Annotated in this window: 15 protein-coding genes, 1 tRNA gene and 3 pseudogenes; 11 read left to right on the forward strand and 8 right to left on the reverse strand. The window is 51.4% G+C overall.

What is annotated here, in order from left to right; genetic code table 11:
• Positions 1–6: 6 nt before the first annotated feature.
• The 7 genes from IT774_RS00760 to tldD are packed head-to-tail and all read left to right on the forward strand — an operon-like array spanning position 7 to position 8,261.
• Positions 7–591, forward strand: a complete 585-nt coding sequence (locus IT774_RS00760; protein ID WP_195810926.1) for a Maf family protein — start codon at positions 7–9, stop codon at positions 589–591.
• Positions 588–2,057 (forward strand): ribonuclease G, encoded by a 1,470-nt coding sequence (gene rng / locus IT774_RS00765; protein ID WP_195810927.1) that lies wholly within the window; start codon positions 588–590, stop codon positions 2,055–2,057. Before IT774_RS00760 ends, rng begins: the two co-directional genes overlap by 4 nt.
• A gap of 10 nt (positions 2,058–2,067) precedes the next feature.
• A complete protein-coding gene (locus IT774_RS00770; RefSeq protein ID WP_195810928.1) occupies positions 2,068–2,919 on the forward strand; it encodes a YhdP family protein in 852 nt (283 codons plus the stop codon).
• Positions 2,916–4,916 carry a YhdP family phospholipid transporter gene (locus IT774_RS00775; RefSeq protein WP_195810929.1) on the forward strand — a complete coding sequence of 667 codons (2,001 nt, stop codon included), beginning with the start codon at positions 2,916–2,918 and terminating at the stop codon, positions 4,914–4,916. The genes IT774_RS00770 and IT774_RS00775 overlap by 4 nt, the downstream gene beginning before the upstream one ends.
• Positions 4,823–5,968 (forward strand): YhdP family phospholipid transporter, encoded by a 1,146-nt coding sequence (locus IT774_RS00780; protein WP_456300155.1) that lies wholly within the window; start codon positions 4,823–4,825, stop codon positions 5,966–5,968. The genes IT774_RS00775 and IT774_RS00780 overlap by 94 nt, the downstream gene beginning before the upstream one ends.
• Positions 5,969–6,007: 39 nt before the next feature.
• On the forward strand, positions 6,008–6,829 hold the full coding sequence (locus IT774_RS00785) for a carbon-nitrogen hydrolase family protein (RefSeq protein WP_195810931.1): 822 nt from the start codon (positions 6,008–6,010) through the stop codon (positions 6,827–6,829).
• The gene (gene tldD / locus IT774_RS00790) at positions 6,819–8,261 is read left to right on the forward strand and encodes a metalloprotease TldD (protein ID WP_195810932.1); all 1,443 of its coding nucleotides are present in this window, start codon (positions 6,819–6,821) and stop codon (positions 8,259–8,261) included. The genes IT774_RS00785 and tldD overlap by 11 nt, the downstream gene beginning before the upstream one ends.
• Positions 8,262–8,338: 77 nt before the next feature.
• On the opposite strand, the gene yjgA is transcribed toward tldD, so the two are convergent.
• Positions 8,339–8,890, reverse strand: a complete 552-nt coding sequence (yjgA, locus tag IT774_RS00795) for a ribosome biogenesis factor YjgA (protein WP_195810933.1) — start codon at positions 8,888–8,890, stop codon at positions 8,339–8,341.
• A 71-nt stretch (positions 8,891–8,961) separates the two neighbouring features.
• Between yjgA and pmbA the strand changes: the two genes are divergently transcribed.
• Positions 8,962–10,293, forward strand: coding sequence for a metalloprotease PmbA (pmbA, locus tag IT774_RS00800; RefSeq protein WP_195810934.1), 1,332 nt, complete (start codon positions 8,962–8,964; stop codon positions 10,291–10,293).
• A gap of 97 nt (positions 10,294–10,390) precedes the next feature.
• Here the strand turns inward: pmbA and arcA are convergent.
• From arcA to IT774_RS00835, 7 genes and pseudogenes are all read right to left on the reverse strand, one after another.
• Positions 10,391–11,097, reverse strand: a pseudogene (gene arcA, locus IT774_RS00805) (two-component system response regulator ArcA).
• 144 nt (positions 11,098–11,241) lie between these two features.
• Positions 11,242–12,108, reverse strand: a pseudogene (locus IT774_RS00810) (sensor histidine kinase); the annotation flags it as partial.
• Between the two features lie 92 nt (positions 12,109–12,200).
• On the reverse strand, positions 12,201–12,884 hold the full coding sequence (locus tag IT774_RS00815; protein WP_195810936.1) for a hypothetical protein: 684 nt from the start codon (positions 12,882–12,884) through the stop codon (positions 12,201–12,203).
• Between the two features lie 50 nt (positions 12,885–12,934).
• Positions 12,935–14,365 carry a glycogen synthase GlgA gene (gene glgA, locus IT774_RS00820; protein WP_195810937.1) on the reverse strand — a complete coding sequence of 477 codons (1,431 nt, stop codon included), beginning with the start codon at positions 14,363–14,365 and terminating at the stop codon, positions 12,935–12,937.
• A gap of 131 nt (positions 14,366–14,496) precedes the next feature.
• The gene (locus IT774_RS00825; protein ID WP_232365057.1) at positions 14,497–15,579 is read right to left on the reverse strand and encodes a methyltransferase; all 1,083 of its coding nucleotides are present in this window, start codon (positions 15,577–15,579) and stop codon (positions 14,497–14,499) included.
• On the reverse strand, positions 15,579–16,298 hold the full coding sequence (gene trmB / locus IT774_RS00830) for a tRNA (guanosine(46)-N7)-methyltransferase TrmB (RefSeq protein WP_195810938.1): 720 nt from the start codon (positions 16,296–16,298) through the stop codon (positions 15,579–15,581). Before trmB ends, IT774_RS00825 begins: the two co-directional genes overlap by 1 nt.
• Positions 16,299–16,442: 144 nt before the next feature.
• Positions 16,443–17,141 carry an alpha/beta fold hydrolase gene (locus tag IT774_RS00835; protein ID WP_232365058.1) on the reverse strand — a complete coding sequence of 233 codons (699 nt, stop codon included), beginning with the start codon at positions 17,139–17,141 and terminating at the stop codon, positions 16,443–16,445.
• 79 nt (positions 17,142–17,220) lie between these two features.
• Between IT774_RS00835 and mutY the strand changes: the two are divergent.
• The 3 genes and pseudogenes from mutY to IT774_RS00850 all read left to right on the forward strand — a co-directional run bounded on the left by mutY (position 17,221) and on the right by IT774_RS00850 (position 18,782).
• Positions 17,221–18,263, forward strand: a pseudogene (gene mutY, locus IT774_RS00840) (A/G-specific adenine glycosylase).
• A 33-nt stretch (positions 18,264–18,296) separates the two neighbouring features.
• Positions 18,297–18,569 carry an oxidative damage protection protein gene (locus tag IT774_RS00845; RefSeq protein ID WP_195810940.1) on the forward strand — a complete coding sequence of 91 codons (273 nt, stop codon included), beginning with the start codon at positions 18,297–18,299 and terminating at the stop codon, positions 18,567–18,569.
• A 137-nt stretch (positions 18,570–18,706) separates the two neighbouring features.
• Positions 18,707–18,782: transfer RNA gene (locus tag IT774_RS00850), tRNA-Phe, on the forward strand.
• Positions 18,783–19,247: the final 465 nt, after the last annotated feature.

Raw genomic sequence — 19,247 nt, forward strand, 5'->3', positions numbered from 1 at the left:
AATGCCATGGCACCTGCACTAATTCTGGCGTCAGCCTCGGCCCGACGCACAGCTTTGCTAGACCAGATGGGCATCGCCCATCAGTGTTTGCCCGTGGATATTGATGAGTCGGCCTTACCTGACGAAACACCGCAGGCCATGGTCATGCGGCTGGCCAGACAAAAAGCGGCGGAAGCCTGGCGTCGGCTGTCCGCCGCGCAGTCACAACAGTCCGTTATCCTGGCCAGTGACACCCTAATCGAATTTGAAGGACAAAGCCTGGGCAAACCCATCGATAAAGACGATAGTATAGCTACGCTGAGTCGGTTGTCGGGAAACACCCATCAGGTGCTGACTGCAGTCTGTGCCTACCGTCATGATCAGCGCGAAACACTGATGGTGACCACTCAGGTCGAATTTGCTCCGCTTACCCGTGCTGATATGGAACGTTACTGGGAAACCGGCGAGCCTGCGGATAAAGCGGGCAGTTATGCCATTCAGGGCATCGGCGGGCAGTTTGTTAAAGCGGTACATGGCAGTGTCAGCAGTGTGATTGGTTTACCCATGTACGAAACCCGGTGTTTATTGCAACAATTTGGAGTGACGGTATGAGCGCAGAACTACTGATCAATGTAACCCCGTCGGAGTCACGGGTGGCATTGATAGAAAATGGTATTTTGCAGGAAATTCATGTCGAACGGCACACCAGAAAAGGACTGGTGGGGAACATGTACCGCGGTAAGGTGAGTCGTGTGCTGCCGGGTATGCAGGCTGCGTTTGTGGATATCGGCCTGGAAAAAGCCGCCTTCTTACATGCCTCTGATATTGTGGTGCATACCGAACTGATGGGAGAAGTGTCGGTCTCGCACCTGCAGCAAAAGCAGGACATCCGGGAGCTGGTGCGCGAAGGTCAGGAAATCGTGGTGCAGGTCGTCAAAGACCCCATCGGTACGAAAGGCGCCCGCCTGACCACAGATATCACCATTCCTTCCCGATACCTGGTGTTTATGCCCAGTGTTACCCATGTAGGGGTGTCGCAACGTATCGAGGATGAAGCCGAGCGTGAGCGACTCAAAACCCTGATGCAGGAGTTTTGTGATGACGAGGGTGGCTTTATTTTGCGCACTGCGGCCGAAGGGGTAAGCAAAACTGAGTTATCTCAGGATGCCGCTTTCCTGCGTCGGCTGTGGAACAAAATTCAGCAGCGTATGAAAAAGAAAAAGCCTAATGTTTTGTACGAAGACTTGCCGTTGGCCCGGCGGGTATTGCGCGATTTTGTAGGTACCGAGCTTGATCGCATCCGGATTGACTCCAAGCTGTCGTATCAGGAACTTATCGAGTTTACCAAAGAGTATGTGCCCGAGCTGAATAATAAGCTGGACTACTATCGTGGGGAGCGGCCGATATTTGATCTTTATGATGTGGAAAATGAAGTTCAACGTGCGCTAGAGCGTCGGGTAGACCTTAAATCAGGCGGCTATCTGATTATCGACCAAACCGAAGCCATGACCACCATCGATATCAATACCGGCGCTTTTGTAGGTCACCGTAATCTCGAAGAAACCATATTTAACACCAATATCGAAGCCACCCTGGCTATTGCCCGGCAACTGCGACTGCGCAATTTAGGCGGTATGATTCTTATCGACTTTATCGATATGGTTGAACCTGATCACAAACGCCGTGTCTTACATAGTCTGGAGACGGCTACCAGTAAAGATCGCGCTAAAATTAATATTCACGGCTTTACATCGCTGGGGTTGATTGAAATGACCCGTAAACGCACCCGTGAAAGTCTGGAGCATGTACTGTGTGGTGAGTGTCCGGTATGTAAAGGACGCGGCTCGGTTAAAACCATCGAAACCATTTGTTTTGAAATAATGCGGGAAATTGTTCGGGTCAACCGGGCTTACGATGCAGACAAATTTGTGGTGTATGCCTCTCCCAGCGTTGCTGAAGCATTATTAGGCGAAGAGTCTCATATGCTGGCGGAGTTGGAGGTATTTGTGTCAAAGCAAATCAAAGTTCAAACCGAGCCTTTGTATAATCAGGATAAGTACGACGTCGTAATGATGTAATAGGGCGGGTGTGAAAAAGCTTTCCAACTATCTAGCCCTGGGCCTCAAAGCCTTGTGGTTGGTACTGGCGGTGATGCTGGTGCTGTTTGCGGTGCTGCTTAGTGGCTTGCGCGTGGCGTTGCCGCATCTGCAACAACAAAAGTCTTATATTGAAGATTATCTGAGTCAGCGTTACGCGGTAAACCTTACCATTGGGCAGTTAGAAGCTGACTGGCAAAAAACCGGCCCGACCATGGTACTTAAGGATGTCAGTCTTCAGCAAAGTGCCAGTTCACCTATTGGGCTGGATATTCAAAGTATTGATATTGAACTGGATTTCTGGCGTTCTGTGTGGCAACAACAGCTGGCGTCTAATCAGTTTATCCTGTCGGGCCTTGAGGTGGAGCTAGATGCCGACCGTCTGGGGCAGGGCGATGGCTCCCAACCGTCTATCCAGAATGCCCTTACCAGCCTGTTCTTAGAACAACTCGAACATTTTCTGGTAACCGATAGTACCGTCAGAATTACCCGCAACGACACCACCCAGGTGGTGGATGTCACTTCTTTGAAATGGCTCAATCAGGGACAGCATCACCAGGGCGCGGGCGCTTTGCAGGTACGCGAGCTGGCCACCAATTCTGCATCATTTCAGATTGATCTGACCGGTCGCAAGGACAGTCTTACCGGGGTGATGTATGCCAAAGCCAAAGACATGGATATCTCGCCCTGGGCCGGAGCATTAATTGAAACCCGGCGGCCATTAAAAGAAAGCCGTGCCAATCTGGAAGTGTGGGCCGAAGTTGATAATAGCCAGTTCAGTGCCTTTTTTGCCCGTTTTGATGACAGCCGGTTAGAGTGGGCGGGCAGGATGAAGTCAGTGTGAGTACCGGCATCCGTGGGGGCAGCCTGCAGGCCCTGCCGGTGGGTAAACGCTGGCAGCTGCGGCTGGATGAACTGATCATTGAGTCGAATGAACAGCGCCTGGTCACCGACCTGGTGGGTCAGGTGAATGCCGGCGGCGAGGTGATTCTGAACACCATGAAGCCGACCCCGGTGAATCCGTTTTTGGTGTTGCTGCCATTGTTTACCAGCGACACCGCTGATGATGATGTCCGGGATCTGGATCCTAAAGGTCAGCTGGCCACCTTGCAGCTACAGTTACGTCCCACTGGTCTGGCAATGACCGCCAAGCTGATTGATGTAAGCTGGCAGCAGCACGGTAATATCCCCGGCGTTGATGCGATTGATGTGGGTATCCACTGGTCGAAGAATCAGGGAGTAGTGAATGTGTTTGCCCGGGATGGGGTGATACATGCTGATAATCTGCTCCCGGATAATATTACGCTGAATGACCTGCGGGCCAGAATTTATATCTACCGTCCGCCCGGCAGTCAAAAAGAGACCGCCGGCTGGGTGGTCAGCTATGATGATCTGCAACTGGATACTGATCAGTTTTCCTTGTCTCAGAGTTTGCGCCTGGATACCGCAACCAGCGATTTGTCGCTCATGACCCAGGTGCAGGGCATGCCCCTTAAGCAAGCGTCAAAATTGTTCCCCGCCCCGTTGATGGGACAAAACACCAGTGCTTATTTAACCGGCGCGCTGACCGGAGCCGGTGATATAGCACAGGCTAATATTCTGTGGCATGGCCAGCCACGCTATTTCCCGTTCAATGATAACGAAGGCGTGTTTCAGGCGGCGGTTGAACTGCAACAGGCTGACTTTTTATTTGCCGATACCTGGCCTGCGTTAACTCAGGCCGACATTGCATTGTGGTTTGAAAACGACAGTCTGACTATGACCAGCCCTGCGGCCCGCCTCAATGGCATCGAAGTGACTAATTTAGAGGCTCGTATCCCCCATCTTGCCAGTGGCGCGCATTTGCTGATAAAGGCGCAGGGCGCGGGTACCGGCGAACAATTAACCACCCTGATGGTCAACAGCGGTTTACAGAATTCGCTGGGTATGGTGCTGGATAAGCATGTGCAGGTTAGCGGCCCGGTTCAGGCCAGTCTGGATTTGGATATTCCCTTAGGGGGTGACAAGGTGGTGGCCAGCGGCAGGGCCAGGTTGCAGGGGAATAATGTACATATCGCCAGTGTTGGCCTGACACTGGATGAAGCGCAGGGTGAGGTGCGCTTTATCAACGAAAACATCAATACCGACGGGCTTACCGGACAATTGTTTGGCCAACCGGTGACGCTGGATGTCACCGGTGGCATGGATGAAACCGCCTATCAGGTCGATATCGGGGTAGCCGGAGACTGGCAGGTGCAGCCCTTGCTGGCTTATCTTAATCCGGAGTTTAACGACTATGTCAGCGGCCACAGCCCATGGCAGGGCAATGTCACGCTGCAACTGCCCGATAGCGGTTTTTCCTACAGTGCCAGTATTCAGTCTGACCTCACCGGGATTTACTCAAGCTTACCGGCGCCGCTGGCAAAAAGCACAGCAGATATTATGCGTCTGGCGCTTACCAGTCAGGGCGATCAACAGGCTTCCACCATTCATGCCAAGCTGGGGCAGGAAGTGATTTTTGACGGGATACTGCCCCATGCGCAGATGCAGTTTTCCCGGGCGCACCTGGCCTTGGGTAACACTGATTTTGACGGTTTGGGTATGGGCTTCAGTATCTCTGCGACCTTGCCCGAAATCTCTGCCAATCAATGGTATGACACGGTGCAGCTATTGCTCAATTCCGGCGCTGACAAGCCCCCACCACCAGCAGCTGATTCAGGGGGGCTCCCGGTTCGGGGACTGACACAGGCAGATTGCCACTGTTTGGCGTGCCCGAGCGCCTGTTTATTCAGACGCCATCGCTGCAGCTCGCTGGCCAGCAGTTCGACCGGGTGGACATTACCGCGAAACAGAACAATCTAAACTGGGATATCAAGGTCGATGCGACACAGTTAAAAGCCCAGGTAGCCCTGTACGAAAACTGGCTGGAGCAGGGAATAAAAATTGAGGCGGATTATATCAATTTGTCGACATGGCAAAGTGCCGCTACCCCCGCTCAGGAAGCGGGTACGCAAGAACAAGCCAGCGCCACCGAAACTGCTTCAGATTTTAACACCGCCAGCTTCCCGCCGGTGTATTTTCATTGTAAAGAATGCATTGTGCTGAACCGGCCCCTGGGTGAGATAACCCTGAATGTCGATCGCAGCGAGGCGGGTATGCGCATTCAGCAACTCCAGGTCAACAGCGAGCATGGCTTACTGGAGGCCAGGGGGCAGTGGCATAGCGACAATGACCATACGCAGCTCAGTGGCACATTGGATAGCAACAATATCGGCGGCTTACTGGCAGATTTAGGCATAGAGTCAGGAATCAAAGACTCCGGCGCGGATATGAAATTTACGCTGGGCTGGCCCCAGTCACCCTTAGATTTTGATTTGGCGACCCTGGATGGTGGTATTCAGTGGCGTTTATCGGATGGCTATCTGAGTGAGCTTAGCGACCAGGGCTCGCGTATCTTTACCTTATTCAGTCTGAATTCCCTGGTGCGAAAACTAAGCCTGGATTTTCGCGATGTCTTTGCCAAAGGGTTTTTCTATGATGACATGCGCGGTACCCTGAGTGTGAACCAGGGAAAAGCCGCCACCAGCGACACCATCATTGATGGCGGGGCGGGTGAGATTGAAATTAAAGGGTACACCGACCTGTTGGCCCAGGAGCTTAATTACAATGTAGGGTTTACCCCGAATGTAACCGGGAATCTGCCGGTGCTGGTGTATTTTTTAGCTACGCCGACCACGGCGCTGGCCGCACTGGCCCTGGATCAGATGCTGACCTCGGCCAAGGTTATCTCAAATGTAAATTACAAAGTGACCGGGACCTGGGATAAGCCAAAATTTGAAGAGGTGGGACGTGACAGCAAAGATATCAAGCTCCCTACGCCCACGGATGAGACCCCAAAACTCGAAGACTTTTAATGCCCGCCGGCACTTTAATCCTGATACTGGAGGAACTATATGGTAAATCTGGTCGCCGTTCAGATGACCTCTGAACCGGATGTTGATGTAAACTTACGTTTTGTTGAACAGCAACTGGCACAGCTAGACACCCAGGAACCCACCCTGGTGGTGTTACCTGAATGCTTTGCCTGTTTCGGCACCCGCGATCGCAGTCTGCTTGAGATTGCTGAGCCGCGGTATACCGGTAAAATTGGCCAGGCGATGCAACGTATGGCCAAACAATACGGGGTGTATCTGGTCACCGGCACATTTCCATTACAGGCAGACACCGACGACAAATTTACCGCCTCCTGCCTGCTGGTGGGCCCCGATGGCGAAATTATTGATGAGTATAAGAAAATTCATCTTTTTGATGTCTCGGTGAAGGACAAGACCGGCAGTTATCAGGAATCCAGGTATACGCAGGCGGGGGACAAAGTCGTAGTGTGTGACACGCCCATTGGCCGCATTGGGCTGGCAGTATGTTATGATGTACGCTTTACCGGCTTATTCAACGCCATGGGCGATGTCGATATTCTGGTGCTGCCAGCCGCCTTTACCCGCTATACTGGTAATGCCCACTGGCATACACTGGTGCGGGCCCGGGCCATAGAAAAGCAATGCTTTGTGGTGGCGCCGAACCAGACCGGCGATCATGCCAACGACCGGGAAACCTTTGGTCACAGTGTGATTTATTCTCCCTGGGGCGATACGCTGGCCGAACGGCCCATTGAGCCGGGTCTGGTGAGCGCGGTGGTGAATATCAGCGACCGCGAGCAGTTAAAACAGAACATGCCGGTGGCGCAACACAATCAATTCAGGAGCGATTTTGTTAAATAACGTAGCAAGGCACTTATTGACCGATTCGGGTCTGGAAATCTCTTCGCTGGAACAGGCGCTGGGACAGATCCACCGTCATGATACCGATTATGCCGATTTGTATTTTCAGTCCAGTCAGCATGAAAGCTGGGTGCTGGAAGATGGCATCATCAAAGAAGGTAGCTACAACATTGAACGTGGTGTGGGGGTGCGCGCCATCAGTGGCGAAAAGACCGGCTTTGCCTATTCTGATGAAATCAGCCCGGCTGCCCTTGAAAAAGCGTGCAAGGCCGCCCGCACCATCGCCCCGGCCGGCGGTACCCATCAGGTAACCGGGTTGCAGCAGCAAAGCTATCCGGCGCGATACAATGAAGATAACCCTATTCTGGGCATGGTTGAAGCCGAAAAAGTGGCATTACTCAAAGCGGTGGATGCCTATATTCGTGAACAGGAACAGGGTATCAACCAGGTTGTGGTCAGCCTCAGTGGCGTCTACGAAGAAATTCTGGTGGCGGCTTCAGATGGCACCTTTGCCACCGATGTCCGGCCGCTGGTACGTCTGAATTGTTCAGTATTGTTAGAAAATGGCGATCGTCGCGAACGCGGTAGTGCTGGCGCTGGTGGCCGCCATACCTATGACTTTTTTGCCACGCAGAAAGATGGTCGCCCGGTGTATAAAAAACTGGCCGATGATGCGCTGCATATGGCCCGAGTGAATATGCAGGCCATCGCCTCTCCTGCTGGCACCATGCCGGTGGTATTAGGGAATGGCTGGCCGGGCGTATTGTTGCATGAAGCGGTAGGCCATGGCTTAGAAGGTGACTTTAACCGCAAAGGTGCCTCGACATTTAGCGGTAAAATGGGCCAGCAGGTGGCGGCAAAAGGCGTAACCGTGATCGACGATGGTACGATGCAGGATCGTCGCGGCTCGTTGTCGGTAGATGATGAAGGCACCCCCACCCAGCGTAATGTGCTGATTGAAGATGGTGTGTTAACCGGTTATATGCAGGATAAGATGAATGCCCGGCTGATGGGAGTGAAACCCACCGGAAATGGTCGTCGTGAATCCTATGCGCATTTACCGATGCCACGGATGACCAACACATATATGATGGGCGGGCAGTACGATCCTCAGGAAATCATCCAGACCATCGATAAAGGTATTTATGCGCCGAATTTTGCCGGCGGCCAGGTGGATATTACTTCAGGAAAATTTGTATTTTCCAGTGCCGAGGCGTATCTGATTGAAAATGGTAAAATCACCGCACCGGTAAAAGGGGCGACCCTGATTGGCAATGGTCCTGAGGTTATGCAGCAAATATCCATGATTGGTAATGATGCTGAGCTCGACCCCGGCGTTGGCGTATGTGGTAAAGATGGTCAGTCAGTACCGGTAGGGGTAGGTCAGCCCACCCTTAAAATCGATAAGTTAACAGTAGGTGGTACGGCTTAAATCATTAGCCGCATCTACCAAAAACCGCCGTAGCAGGTAACTGCACGGCGGTTTTTTTATGGTCCGAAAAGCACGTTTCAGCGCTCGCTGATCACCTGCTTCAAATACTGGAACAATTCCCGAGAGGCTTTGGGGACGGCGTTTTTTTCCTGCTCTTTTTTTATTTGCCGATGGTACTGGCGCAGTTTCTGACGTTCCAGCTCCGGATACTCTTCTACCAAACGCTGAATGGCCTCGTCACCATTTTTAGCAACATCATCCCGGGCTTTTTCCAGTTCATGAAACGCGGCATTATTCGCCTGATGCTGGTGGGTAAGCATCATCAGCGCCTGCGTGATTGGCGCGACATCGCGTTGGCGCAATAATTTACCAATGAACTGAAGCTGGCGTCGGTATCCGTCTTTTTTACGATTTACCGAGCGGGCTATCATCACCGCTTCTTCCAGCTGTTCATCCATAGGAATGGTGTCCAGGTGAGCCGGAGTCAGTTTCACCAGTTGTTCGCCAAGCTTTTGAAACTGGGCAGACTGGCGTTTTAATTCGGTTTTGCTTAGCGGCTCTTCATCTTCGTTTATATCTTTAAAGTTTGAAAAAGAATCTTGCGGCGAATGATGCTTGTGGTCGCTCATTTGGGTCTCATAAGTGTTACACTGTCAGTACTTCTAATTGTGACACACAGACTGGGATAGCGAAACTGACTATGCAAATTGAACAGCAAATCGCAGAAATTCAAAACGTGGTAGACGATGTACTGAAAATGGCAACCGGCAAGGGCGCGACCCAGGCCGAAGCCAGTATGTCGAAAGTGCAAGGCATTGCTGTGTCATCGCGTATGAAAGAAGTCGAGAATGTGGAGTTCACCAACGATGGTGGCCTTGGGATCAGTGTTTATGTAGGTAAACATAAGGGCAGCGCTTCAACCGCCGACTTGAGCAAGCAGGCGCTGGCACTGACCGTCGAAAAGGCCATTGATATCGCCCGTTACACCAGCGAAGACCCCTGTACCGGCCTGGCTGATGCTGAGCTAATGGCCACCGAATTTCCGGATCTTGACCTGTATCATCCGCAACAGCTGGATCCGCAGCAGGCGATGCGTCTGGCCATCGAGACCGAAACTGCCGCGCTGGACTATGACCCGCGTATTGTGAATTCAGATGGGGCCAGCTACAACGCCAATCATGGGATGCGGGTGTATGGTAACACCCATGGCATCAACGCCGGTTACCCAAGCAGCCGGTACAGCTTAAGTTGTATGATGATTGGGGCGCAGGACGATGACATGCAGCGCGACTACGCCTATACCGTGTCGCGCCGACCTGATGGCCTGGATAGTCCTGCCAGCGTCGGCCAGGAAGCGTCTAAGGCCACGGTAGCCCGTCTGGGCGCCCAAAAAATCAACACCGCCAATGTCCCGGTGATCATGCAAAAAGATGTGGCATCGTCCTTGTTTGGGCATTATGTCAGTGCCATCAGTGGCGGAAGTTTGTATCGCCGTTCCAGTTTTTTGCTGGACAAACTGGGCGAGCAGATTTTCCCGCAGTGGCTGAATATTCAGGAACAACCGCATTTGAAAGGCGGTTTGGCCAGTGCCAATTTTGATGCCGAAGGGGTCGCGACCAAAGAAGCCACCATGGTGGACCAGGGACGGTTAGCGCAATATCTGTTCACCACCTATTCTTCACGAAAAATGAATACCCAGTCTACCGGTCATGCGGGCGGTATTCATAACTGGATTGTAGGCGATACCGGCCATACCGATGCCCAGCTACTAACAGAAATGGATACCGGCTTGCTGGTTACCGAGCTGATGGGACAGGGCGTGAGTACGGTTACCGGTGACTATTCCCGTGGTGCCGCCGGCTTTTGGGTGGAAAACGGAATTATTCAGTACCCGGTGCATGAAATCACTATAGCCGGAAATCTGAAAGAAATGTTTGCCAATATTCGGGCCATCGGCAGCGAACGCGATGTGCGCGGCGGGGTACAAACCGGTTCGGTGCTGATCGACAATATGAAAGTGGCGGGTAACTAATCATTGTGTGACGCCGCTACCAACAAAAAACGCAGCCAGAAGGCTGCGTTTTTTTATGTTCCGTGACCAGCACCGGTAAGGCCGGCGCCTGCAGAATTTAACTATCTACGGTACCGCAAAAACGATAGCCTTCACCGTGAATCGTCACAATCAGCTCTTCATCACTGGGATCCGACTCAAAGTGCTTGCGGATACGACGGATGGTTACATCCACAGTACGGTCGTTAGGACGTAATTCACGGCCGGTCATTTCCATAATCAACTGTTCACGGGTCAGAATTTTACCCGGGTTACTTAAAAACAGATGCAGGGCTCTGAATTCACTGCGTGGTAAACGGAATTCTTTACCGCTGGGAGAAATCAATGAACGGCTGTCGCCATCTAAGGTCCAACCGTTAAAGCTTACCCGGCTTGGCAGATCATCATCTTCGGCGGTGTTGGTGGTACGGGTCAGCAGATTACGCGCCCGGATCGTCAGTTCGCGGGGTTGAATGGCTTAGTCAGATAATCATCCGCACCAATTTCCAAGCCCAGAATACGGTCGACATCGTTATCACGGCCGGTCAGGAAAATCAGACCCACATTTTTACGGTCCCGCACTTCACGGGCCAGAATCAAACCATTTTTACCTGGCAGATTAATATCCATGATGACCAGATTAATGGCGTGGTTTTCGAAAAAATCATGCATTTGATCACCGTTTTCGGCCTCAAAAACATTATAGCCTTCAGCTTCAAACAAGCTTTTTAAGGTGGTACGGGTTACCACTTCATCTTCAACAATTAATACATTTGGCGTCTGCATGATGTTTCACACTCTTTAACAATCGGTTTAAGCAATAATCTGGTTAAATTTTATTCTTCGTAGCGCTGTTTGCAAGTCAATAACGAATAAATACTGACCTACGGTATAAGGATTTGTAACTAAATTACAAGGGCTGACCCTGGGTTAATTCAGTGATTTTCCTGATCTCACACTTTGGACAGGAAAAACGATAACAAATTCCACGCCATTTCCGGCGTCGCTGGAAAGCGTAATTGAACCATTTAATGCCTGGGTTACCAGATTGTATACAAGATGCATGCCCAATCCTGAGCCGCCCTGTCCTAACTTAGTTGTGACAAATGGGTCGAATATGCGACTTTGTATGTCTACAGGAATTCCCTGTCCATTGTCCCGGTATACAATCTTTAGTGTCTGGGCTGAATTCATTTCAGCCGTGATATCTATAGTTCCGGCTTCGATTTGTTCAAAGCCATGGACTACGGAATTGATGATCAGGTTGATCAAAATTTGGTTTATCGGGCCTGCTTTTGATTCAACGATCAGGGTAGGGTCACATATTACGTTAATAGTATGACGATGTTGCTTCAAACGCGGCCCCAGCGACACTAGTATCTCATTAATTAACTGTGAAACGCAAAAGGTTCGCGGGGTTTCAATCGATTGATCAACGGCAACCTGCTTAAAACTGGTTACCAATTCAGCCCCGCGTTGTAAATTACGATAAATAAGCTGTAAGTTTTCTTCGCTGTTGCTTAAAAATTGTCCCAGACTGCTGGCTTTAAGGGTTTTTTGTGAAAAATCCTGCTGCACCTGATGTAGTTCATCAAGCATCATGGTAGAAGCGGTGATACCCAGCCCAATGGGGGTGTTCACTTCGTGGGCCACCCCGGCCACCATGTCCCCCAGCGAGGCCATCTTTTCATTCTCAATCACCTGGCGCTGGTACTGATGTAATTTCTCTAAGGTTTCAATGAGCTCCTGATTGGCTTTTTTCAGGGCCTGGGTGCGCTGCTCGACAATCTCTTCAAGCTGACTGTTTAATGTCTTGTGCTGAGCTTCGGTAGCATCCTGTTGATTGACCAGCTCCTGCATGCGGATAAGCAGGGCGTTGATAACATCGGTTAACTGCTGTAACTCGCCGATAGCCGGTGGGTCAAGCGGGGGGGGTATTGACGCAATCTCAATTTTTGCCATAGCGACTGTGTCAGGCCAGTGATAGGCTGCGCCACCATGGCATAACAGCGCCACGCCAATAGCGCACTGAGCAGCAACATACACACCAGCAGTATGGTGAAAAATAGCAGTGTCTGGCCGGCGATGGCAAACAGCGACGGAATTGAAGCCTGAACGTAAAGATACCCGACATAATGATTATCATGTTTAATCGGTTGCACAAGATAGATGCGATTGTCTTTAAATGAGGGGGTTTTAAGTTCTCGCAACTGTGGTGCGGTTAGCGTGGGGCGCGCCTGGCCAGCAGGTTTAAAGCCGCCCAGGTATGACAGACCTGGCGATTGCGCCGTGGCATAGCCGTAAACATGCAACTGTTCAATTGAAGTTGGGGGGCGGGCCGGCAATAAAGCGCGGTCAACAGCAAGCGGCGCGCCTTCGAGCAATTGTGGGCGCAGCGACTGAGCCAGCAGCTCGGTCAGGGTGATCAGCGAGTCGCTGAGGGCACTGCGGTAGACATTTTGTTGCTGCCATAGTGCTACCGCGGCGGTGATGACCAGGGTCAGCGTACACAAACCGATTCCCAGCACCACCAACAGTGAGCGTAATGAAAAGCGCCGCGTAGAAGTTGTCATTCGTCAGTGGTCTGGCCGGGCCGTGCGACTGCATAAATGATTACGGTAAATCAGACTGGCCATAGCTGTTGATACAACGCCTGATAGTCGTTGGCAGCCGTTTGCCAGGTAAACCGGGTATGCATGGCCCGCTGCTGCATTTGCCGAAAGCGTTCAGGATGCTCATAGTAAAATAGTAACGCCCGGCGGATACAGGCCAGCAAGCCTTCAGGCGAGGGCAGGGAGAACACAAATCCGGTGGCATTAGCAGCATCGTCCTTGGGGTCGATAACGGTGTCTTTAAGCCCCCCTACGGCACGCACAATAGGTAATGTGCCATAAGCCAGGCTGTACATCTGATTCAATCCACATGGCTCAAACTGGGATGGCATCAAAAAGAAATCCGCACCAGCTTCGACCAGGTGAGCATACTCGGTGCTAAAGCCATTAATAAAAGCAAACTGAGTCGGATGATTCTGGGCGTACTCGCCCAAATCCATACACACTTTCGGATCACCGGTACCTACAATCACCAGCTGTACATTGTGGTCCATCAACTCATCTAACACCGGTAACAAATAACCAAATCCTTTTTGCTCGGTGAGTCGGCAGACCATGCCGATGAGGGGCGTGCCGGATTTTTCGGCCAGGCCGGTTTTGTGCTGTAACACCTGCTTGCAGTGCTGTTTAGGGCCAACATCATCGGCGCTGTAATTTTTTGGCAAAAAGGGATCGGTAGCCGGATTCCACTGGGTATAGTCGCAGCCGTTCAGGATGCCAGATAAATCCTGCTGGCGGGTGACCAGACGGTGATGCAGCCCATGACTGCCTAAGTCGGTCAGCAGTTCCTGGGCGTAATTGGGGCTCACCGTAGTAATTTTATCGGCAAACTCAATACCGGTTTGCAGCATATTGATGTAACCGCCATGAACCTGCGACAGGATCCCACGGTGGTGACGTAAAAAAGGAATTGTCTCCAGCCGGTGCACACCCTGAAAGGCAGCATTATGGATGGTGAACACACTTTTGGTATTGGCAAATTCACCCGTACCGTCGTGCTTTAACAAAAACGGCAACATCGCTGTATGCCAGTCATGACAATGTATAATATCCGGGGCTAACGCCAGGGACTGCATTGCCATTAACGCAGCACCACAAAAAAAGCTGAAACGCTCACCATTGTCAGAGTAAGCTTCGTAGGTATTGCTGTACAGATCAGCGCGATCGAAATAAGGCGGATAATCGATAAAGTACACATCAATACCGTTCCAGTTGAGCTGCCGAATATCAAAATGATACACCGTGCTTTCTGCAAACAGGGTTTGCTGAGGACAGGCGGTCGCTAAATCAAACTGTTGCCGGATACTTTGATAGTAGGGCATGACAATTGCCACGTCGTGGCCCGCTGCCTTTAACGCCAGGGGCAGCGCCTTGCCCACATCAGCCAGTCCGCCGGTTTTAACCAGCTCTTCTACCTCTGAAATCGTAAAAATTATTTTCACAACACAAACCTCAACCAGGAAAGCGACAGTAACCCAACATTACTGAGCCGGGTTACTAAAGGTGCAGGAAAACCTGCTCACTTTTTCGCTATTCTTCCTTATCTGATTCAGGCTGCGCCGGGAGCAAACTGCTAAGCTAACACCAGATAAACCGAAAATCGGGAGGTCTGGGCTAATGTGCGTACCTGCGAGAATTGCTCAGCCAGTAAACCAGGATAGGGAAGAAAACGATTCGCAACCATATACAGTGAGCCGGATTTTGCCAGTATTCGGCGCGAGTCACTGATAAAGCGCTTAGTGATACTATAATCTGTTTTTATCCCCGTATGAAAGGGCGGGTTAGTGATTATATGATTAAACTGGCTATCTACCCCGTGCAAACCATTTGCTGCAATCAGGGTGCCGGTGAGTTGATTGGCTTTCAGGGTGCGCGCCGCGCAATAAAGCGCCAGGGCACTGACATCCAGCAGCGTCACATCAAAATGAGGATACTGTTGTTTTAAATGCGCGCCGATTACCCCGGCACCACAGGCAAAGTCCAGTACCTTGTTGCGTAAGGAAGAGGGCAGTTTGTGCAGCAGCAGTTCGGTACCGTCGTCCAGTTCGTTGTGACTGAACACGCCGGGCATGGAGACGACGTCTAATTCGGTGTCAGCAATGGTGAAGGTATTGGACTCAATCCAGTCTGTGGGTGCAAACGCCACCGGGTTTTCAAGATGGGTGGTGAGCAGGCTGCAATGACGCGCAGAATCCACTTTTTCGGTAGTACCATAGCGCTGCGTCAGTTTATCTGCGCTTTTGATACCGCCTTTATTTTCGCCCACCAGATGAATGCGTCCGCCCGGGGTTAACACACTGGCCGCCATTTGTAGCAGCATCGCCAACTGTGCTTTGGCCTTAGGCAAATAAATAAGCACATCGGTAAAAGATTTTTTCTTGTCCACAAAGGGCGTGAACAAATGTAAATGCTTACCAACTTGCTGTTGTAAACAAAATCCTACGTCACTTGTGGCTACATCGCGGCTATCAAGTGACTGGGCGGCAATCGAGCCGGCGCTTTCTGAAAAAACATCAAAATACTGATGCAGGATTGCTAGCGGTCGGTGGGTAAGAAGATCGGTAAAGTACGCATCCGCCGGGTTAATAAGTAACCACTCACCTTCATCAAACAGCTCGAGGTTTCTTTCCAGTAACTGACTTTGTGCACTTAACATCAGGCGTTACGCTCGTAAATCAGATCCCATACGCCGTGGCCAAGCTTTTGGCCGCGTACTTCGAATTTGGTAATCGGGCGGTATTCAGGGCGAGGCACATAATCGCCGCTTTCAGCGGTATTGGTATAGCCTTCAGCCTGATTCATTACTTCGGCCATATGCTGGGCATAGTTTTCCCAGTCAGTGGCCATATGAAAATGGCCGCCCATGGTCAGCCGGGTGCGAACCGTCTCTACAAATTCAGGTTGCACGATACGCCGTTTGTGGTGACGTTTTTTGTGCCAGGGATCGGGAAAGTACAATTGCAGCCGACTTAAAGACCCAGGCGGTAACATGTGTTTAAGAACTTCCACCGCGTCGTGCTCCATCACCCGCAGGTTGGTGAGCCCGCGTTCGCCGGCTTCGGCCAGGGCCGCGCCTACGCCAGGTCGATGCACTTCAATTCCGATAAAATTTTGTTCAGGAGCGTTGGCGGCCATCTCTACCAGAGACTTACCCATACCAAAACCAATTTCCAGCACCACAGGGGCGTCGCGGCCAAAAACCTCGGTCAAATCAATCGGCTCACCGGTGTATTCGATGCCCATAGTAGGCCAGTGATCTTCCAGCGCTTTCGCCTGGCCCCGGGTTAAGCGGCCTTCGCGCTTAACAAAGCTTCTGACTTTGCTGACATAAACCCCGGCAGCGGCGGCTTCCTGTTCGTTTTTGTATTGACCCATAATGACTGTACGATGGCATAAAAGTGTGAATGTAGCGCATTATCCAGCCTGGCCGGGACAATGCAAGAACATTGCAGTTATCCTGCTCTGCGCATGGGGGCAGTGGCGGGCAGTGCCTGAGTAATCTAGCCGGCGCCACTTAGCTTAGGCCAGAATTTGTCCCAGGGCAGAGCTTACTTCATCAGGACGCTCCAGCAGCATCATGTGGGCAGCCTGTTCAATTGAATATAAGGTGCAATTATTCAGGTTAGGGGTAATGGCACTGATAAGCTCATACCGGGCAATAAGATCCTGACGAGCCGCAATCAGGTTAATGGGAAAGGCTGCTTGTCGCAGCTGTGGGGTCAGATCCTGGCGGGGCGTGGTACTTTGGATGTGAGCCAGTAGTGTGCTACTGCCAAGATCCTGCGCCATCTGTTGCATCACGCCGGCGACCAGTGGCTCCTGCACAAAATCAGGGGCCACAAATTGCGCAGTGTAGGCCGGGGTTTGCGTGACCGGCTGACCTTTTTGTAAGGCTGAAACAAGCTCCTTGCGGCGTTTCAATTCGTCGGTTCCCAGACCTTCAGGGTTATAGCCTATCAGGGTGAGCGACGCTACCCGCCCCGGGTTTTGCAGGGCCCAGGTAGCGGCCACATAACCGCCCATAGAAAAGCCAATGACATGGACTTTTTCATCCGGCAGCACCCGGTCTCCGGTAAGCGCCAGCATATCATCGAAACTGCTGGCCCATTGCAAGGGCACATAGCGGCGTTGCGGTAAGGCTAATTGCCGCCAGACCGGCAGCCAGATTCGCTCATCACATAACATTCCTGGTAAAAATAAAACCGGTGCGTCTGTCACGCGCCCTCCATATCTCCTGACACAATAGACAGGCATGATATCATAGCCATCAGCGTTTCAGACTCAACGATATGGCTTAATGACAGACTCCTTTGCAAACCGAGTACTCAATTGGTACGACCAACACGGGCGGAAACATCTGCCCTGGCAACAGCAGGCCACACCGTATCGCGTGTGGATATCGGAAATCATGCTCCAGCAAACCCAGGTCACAACGGTTATCCCTTACTATCAGCGCTTTATGGACTCTTTTGCCGATGTACAGGCATTGGCCGGGGCGCCGGTGGATGAGGTTCTGCATCACTGGACGGGACTGGGGTATTATGCGCGGGCGCGCAATCTGCACAAAGCGGCCAAAGCGATGGTGGAACACCACGATGGTAAATTTCCGCAAACCCTGGAGCAGGTAATGGCGTTGCCGGGAATTGGTCGTTCCACCGCCGGCGCGGTGCTGTCGCTGGCCTGTGAACAGCGCCACGCGATTTTAGATGGCAACGTCAAGCGCGTGCTGGCGCGTTATTACGCCATAGACGGGTGGCCTGGCCAAAAAGCGGTAGAAAACACCTTATGGTCACTAGCCGAACAGAACCTTCCGCAGCAGCGCTGTAAAAATTATACCCAGGCGATGATGGATTTGGGCGCGATGGTGTGTACCCGCAGCCGACCAAAATGTGATGAGTGTCCGCTACAGAGCGATTGCCTGGCTTATGCTCAGGGCAAGCAAACAGACTATTCAGGCAAAAAACCAAAAAAAGACAAGCCGGTGAAAACCACAAACCTGGTGGCGCTACTGACCGATGGCCAGATTTATTTGGTACAGCGACCACTATCGGGCTTATGGGGGGCTTGTATGGCTTTATCGAAACCGAGCAGCCGGTTGAGGTGATTGCGCAGCAATACGGGCTTAGCGATTTTAATCAACACACCCTGAACAGCTTCAGACATACATTCAGTCATTTTCATCTGGATATTACCCCGGTGCTGTTGATAGCACAGCAGACCCACGCCCATCAGGTGAAAGAAGACGGCTCATCGCGCTGGTTCCCCTTACACGAACCGGTTGAAGTAGGATTGGCCGCCCCCACCAAGAAAATAATCGAACAAATTCAGCGTATGCTGTAAATTCGCACTTTAATCGCCTAAAAGGAATCCGCCATGAGCAGAACCGTACATTGTCAGCGCCTGAACAAAGAAGCCGAAGGACTGGATTTTCAGCTTTACCCCGGCGAACTGGGCAAACGTATCTTTGATAATATTTCTAAAGAAGCCTGGGCTGACTGGCAAAAAAAGCAAACCATGCTGATTAATGAAAATAAACTCAATATGATGGAACCGAATGCCCGTAAATTTTTAGAAGAACAAATGGAAGGGTTTTTGTTTCGGGGTGAGGAACCGACCATTGAAGGCTATGTTCCGCCTGAAAAATAAGCAAAATAGCCGCTATCGAACAGAATGTGTGCAAACGGTAAAAACTTTTAAAAAAACGGTTGACTTGAAGGCCGGAAATCCGTTTAATGCACACCCACAGCGAGAGAGGCAGTGATGCCAAAACGCTAACCAGTTTTGCCTCGATAGCTCAGTTGGTAGAGCAGCGGATTGAAAATCCGCGTGTCCCTGGTTCGATCCCGGGTCGAGGCACCATTATTCGAAGAGCCCTGAACAGAAATGTTCGGGGCTTTTTTGATCTTAACGGTTGTAAAAACCCGGGAAGATAATGGCGTGTCCCTGCGGTAGCCCCGCGCGTTGCGAACCCGGGTCGAGGCACCATTCTTAGAAGCCCTTGCAGCAATGCGAGGGCTTTTTTGTATCTGTTGCTTTATTAGCTTTGGGAACACGCTGGCGTGTCCCTGCGGTAGCCCCGCGCGTTGCGATCCCGGGTCGAGGCACCATGCTTAGAAGCCCTTGCAGCAATGCGAGGGCTTTTTTGTTTCTACTATCCTGTCTCTTTCCCAGAAAAAAAATCACTGCAGCCATCAGCAATGAGTAAAGTCATAACTTCCGAATTGCCCACGCCCACTGCATCTCTTATTTGAGCGCCCCCGCCTTCAAAGCCAGCGACCGGCTGATTGAGGTAGTAACTGGCACAGATAGAAATGTCATGAATAC

Origin of the sequence: Salinimonas marina (genome assembly GCF_015644725.1) — a bacterium.
In the GTDB taxonomy this organism is placed as follows: Bacteria; Pseudomonadota; Gammaproteobacteria; order Enterobacterales; family Alteromonadaceae; genus Alteromonas.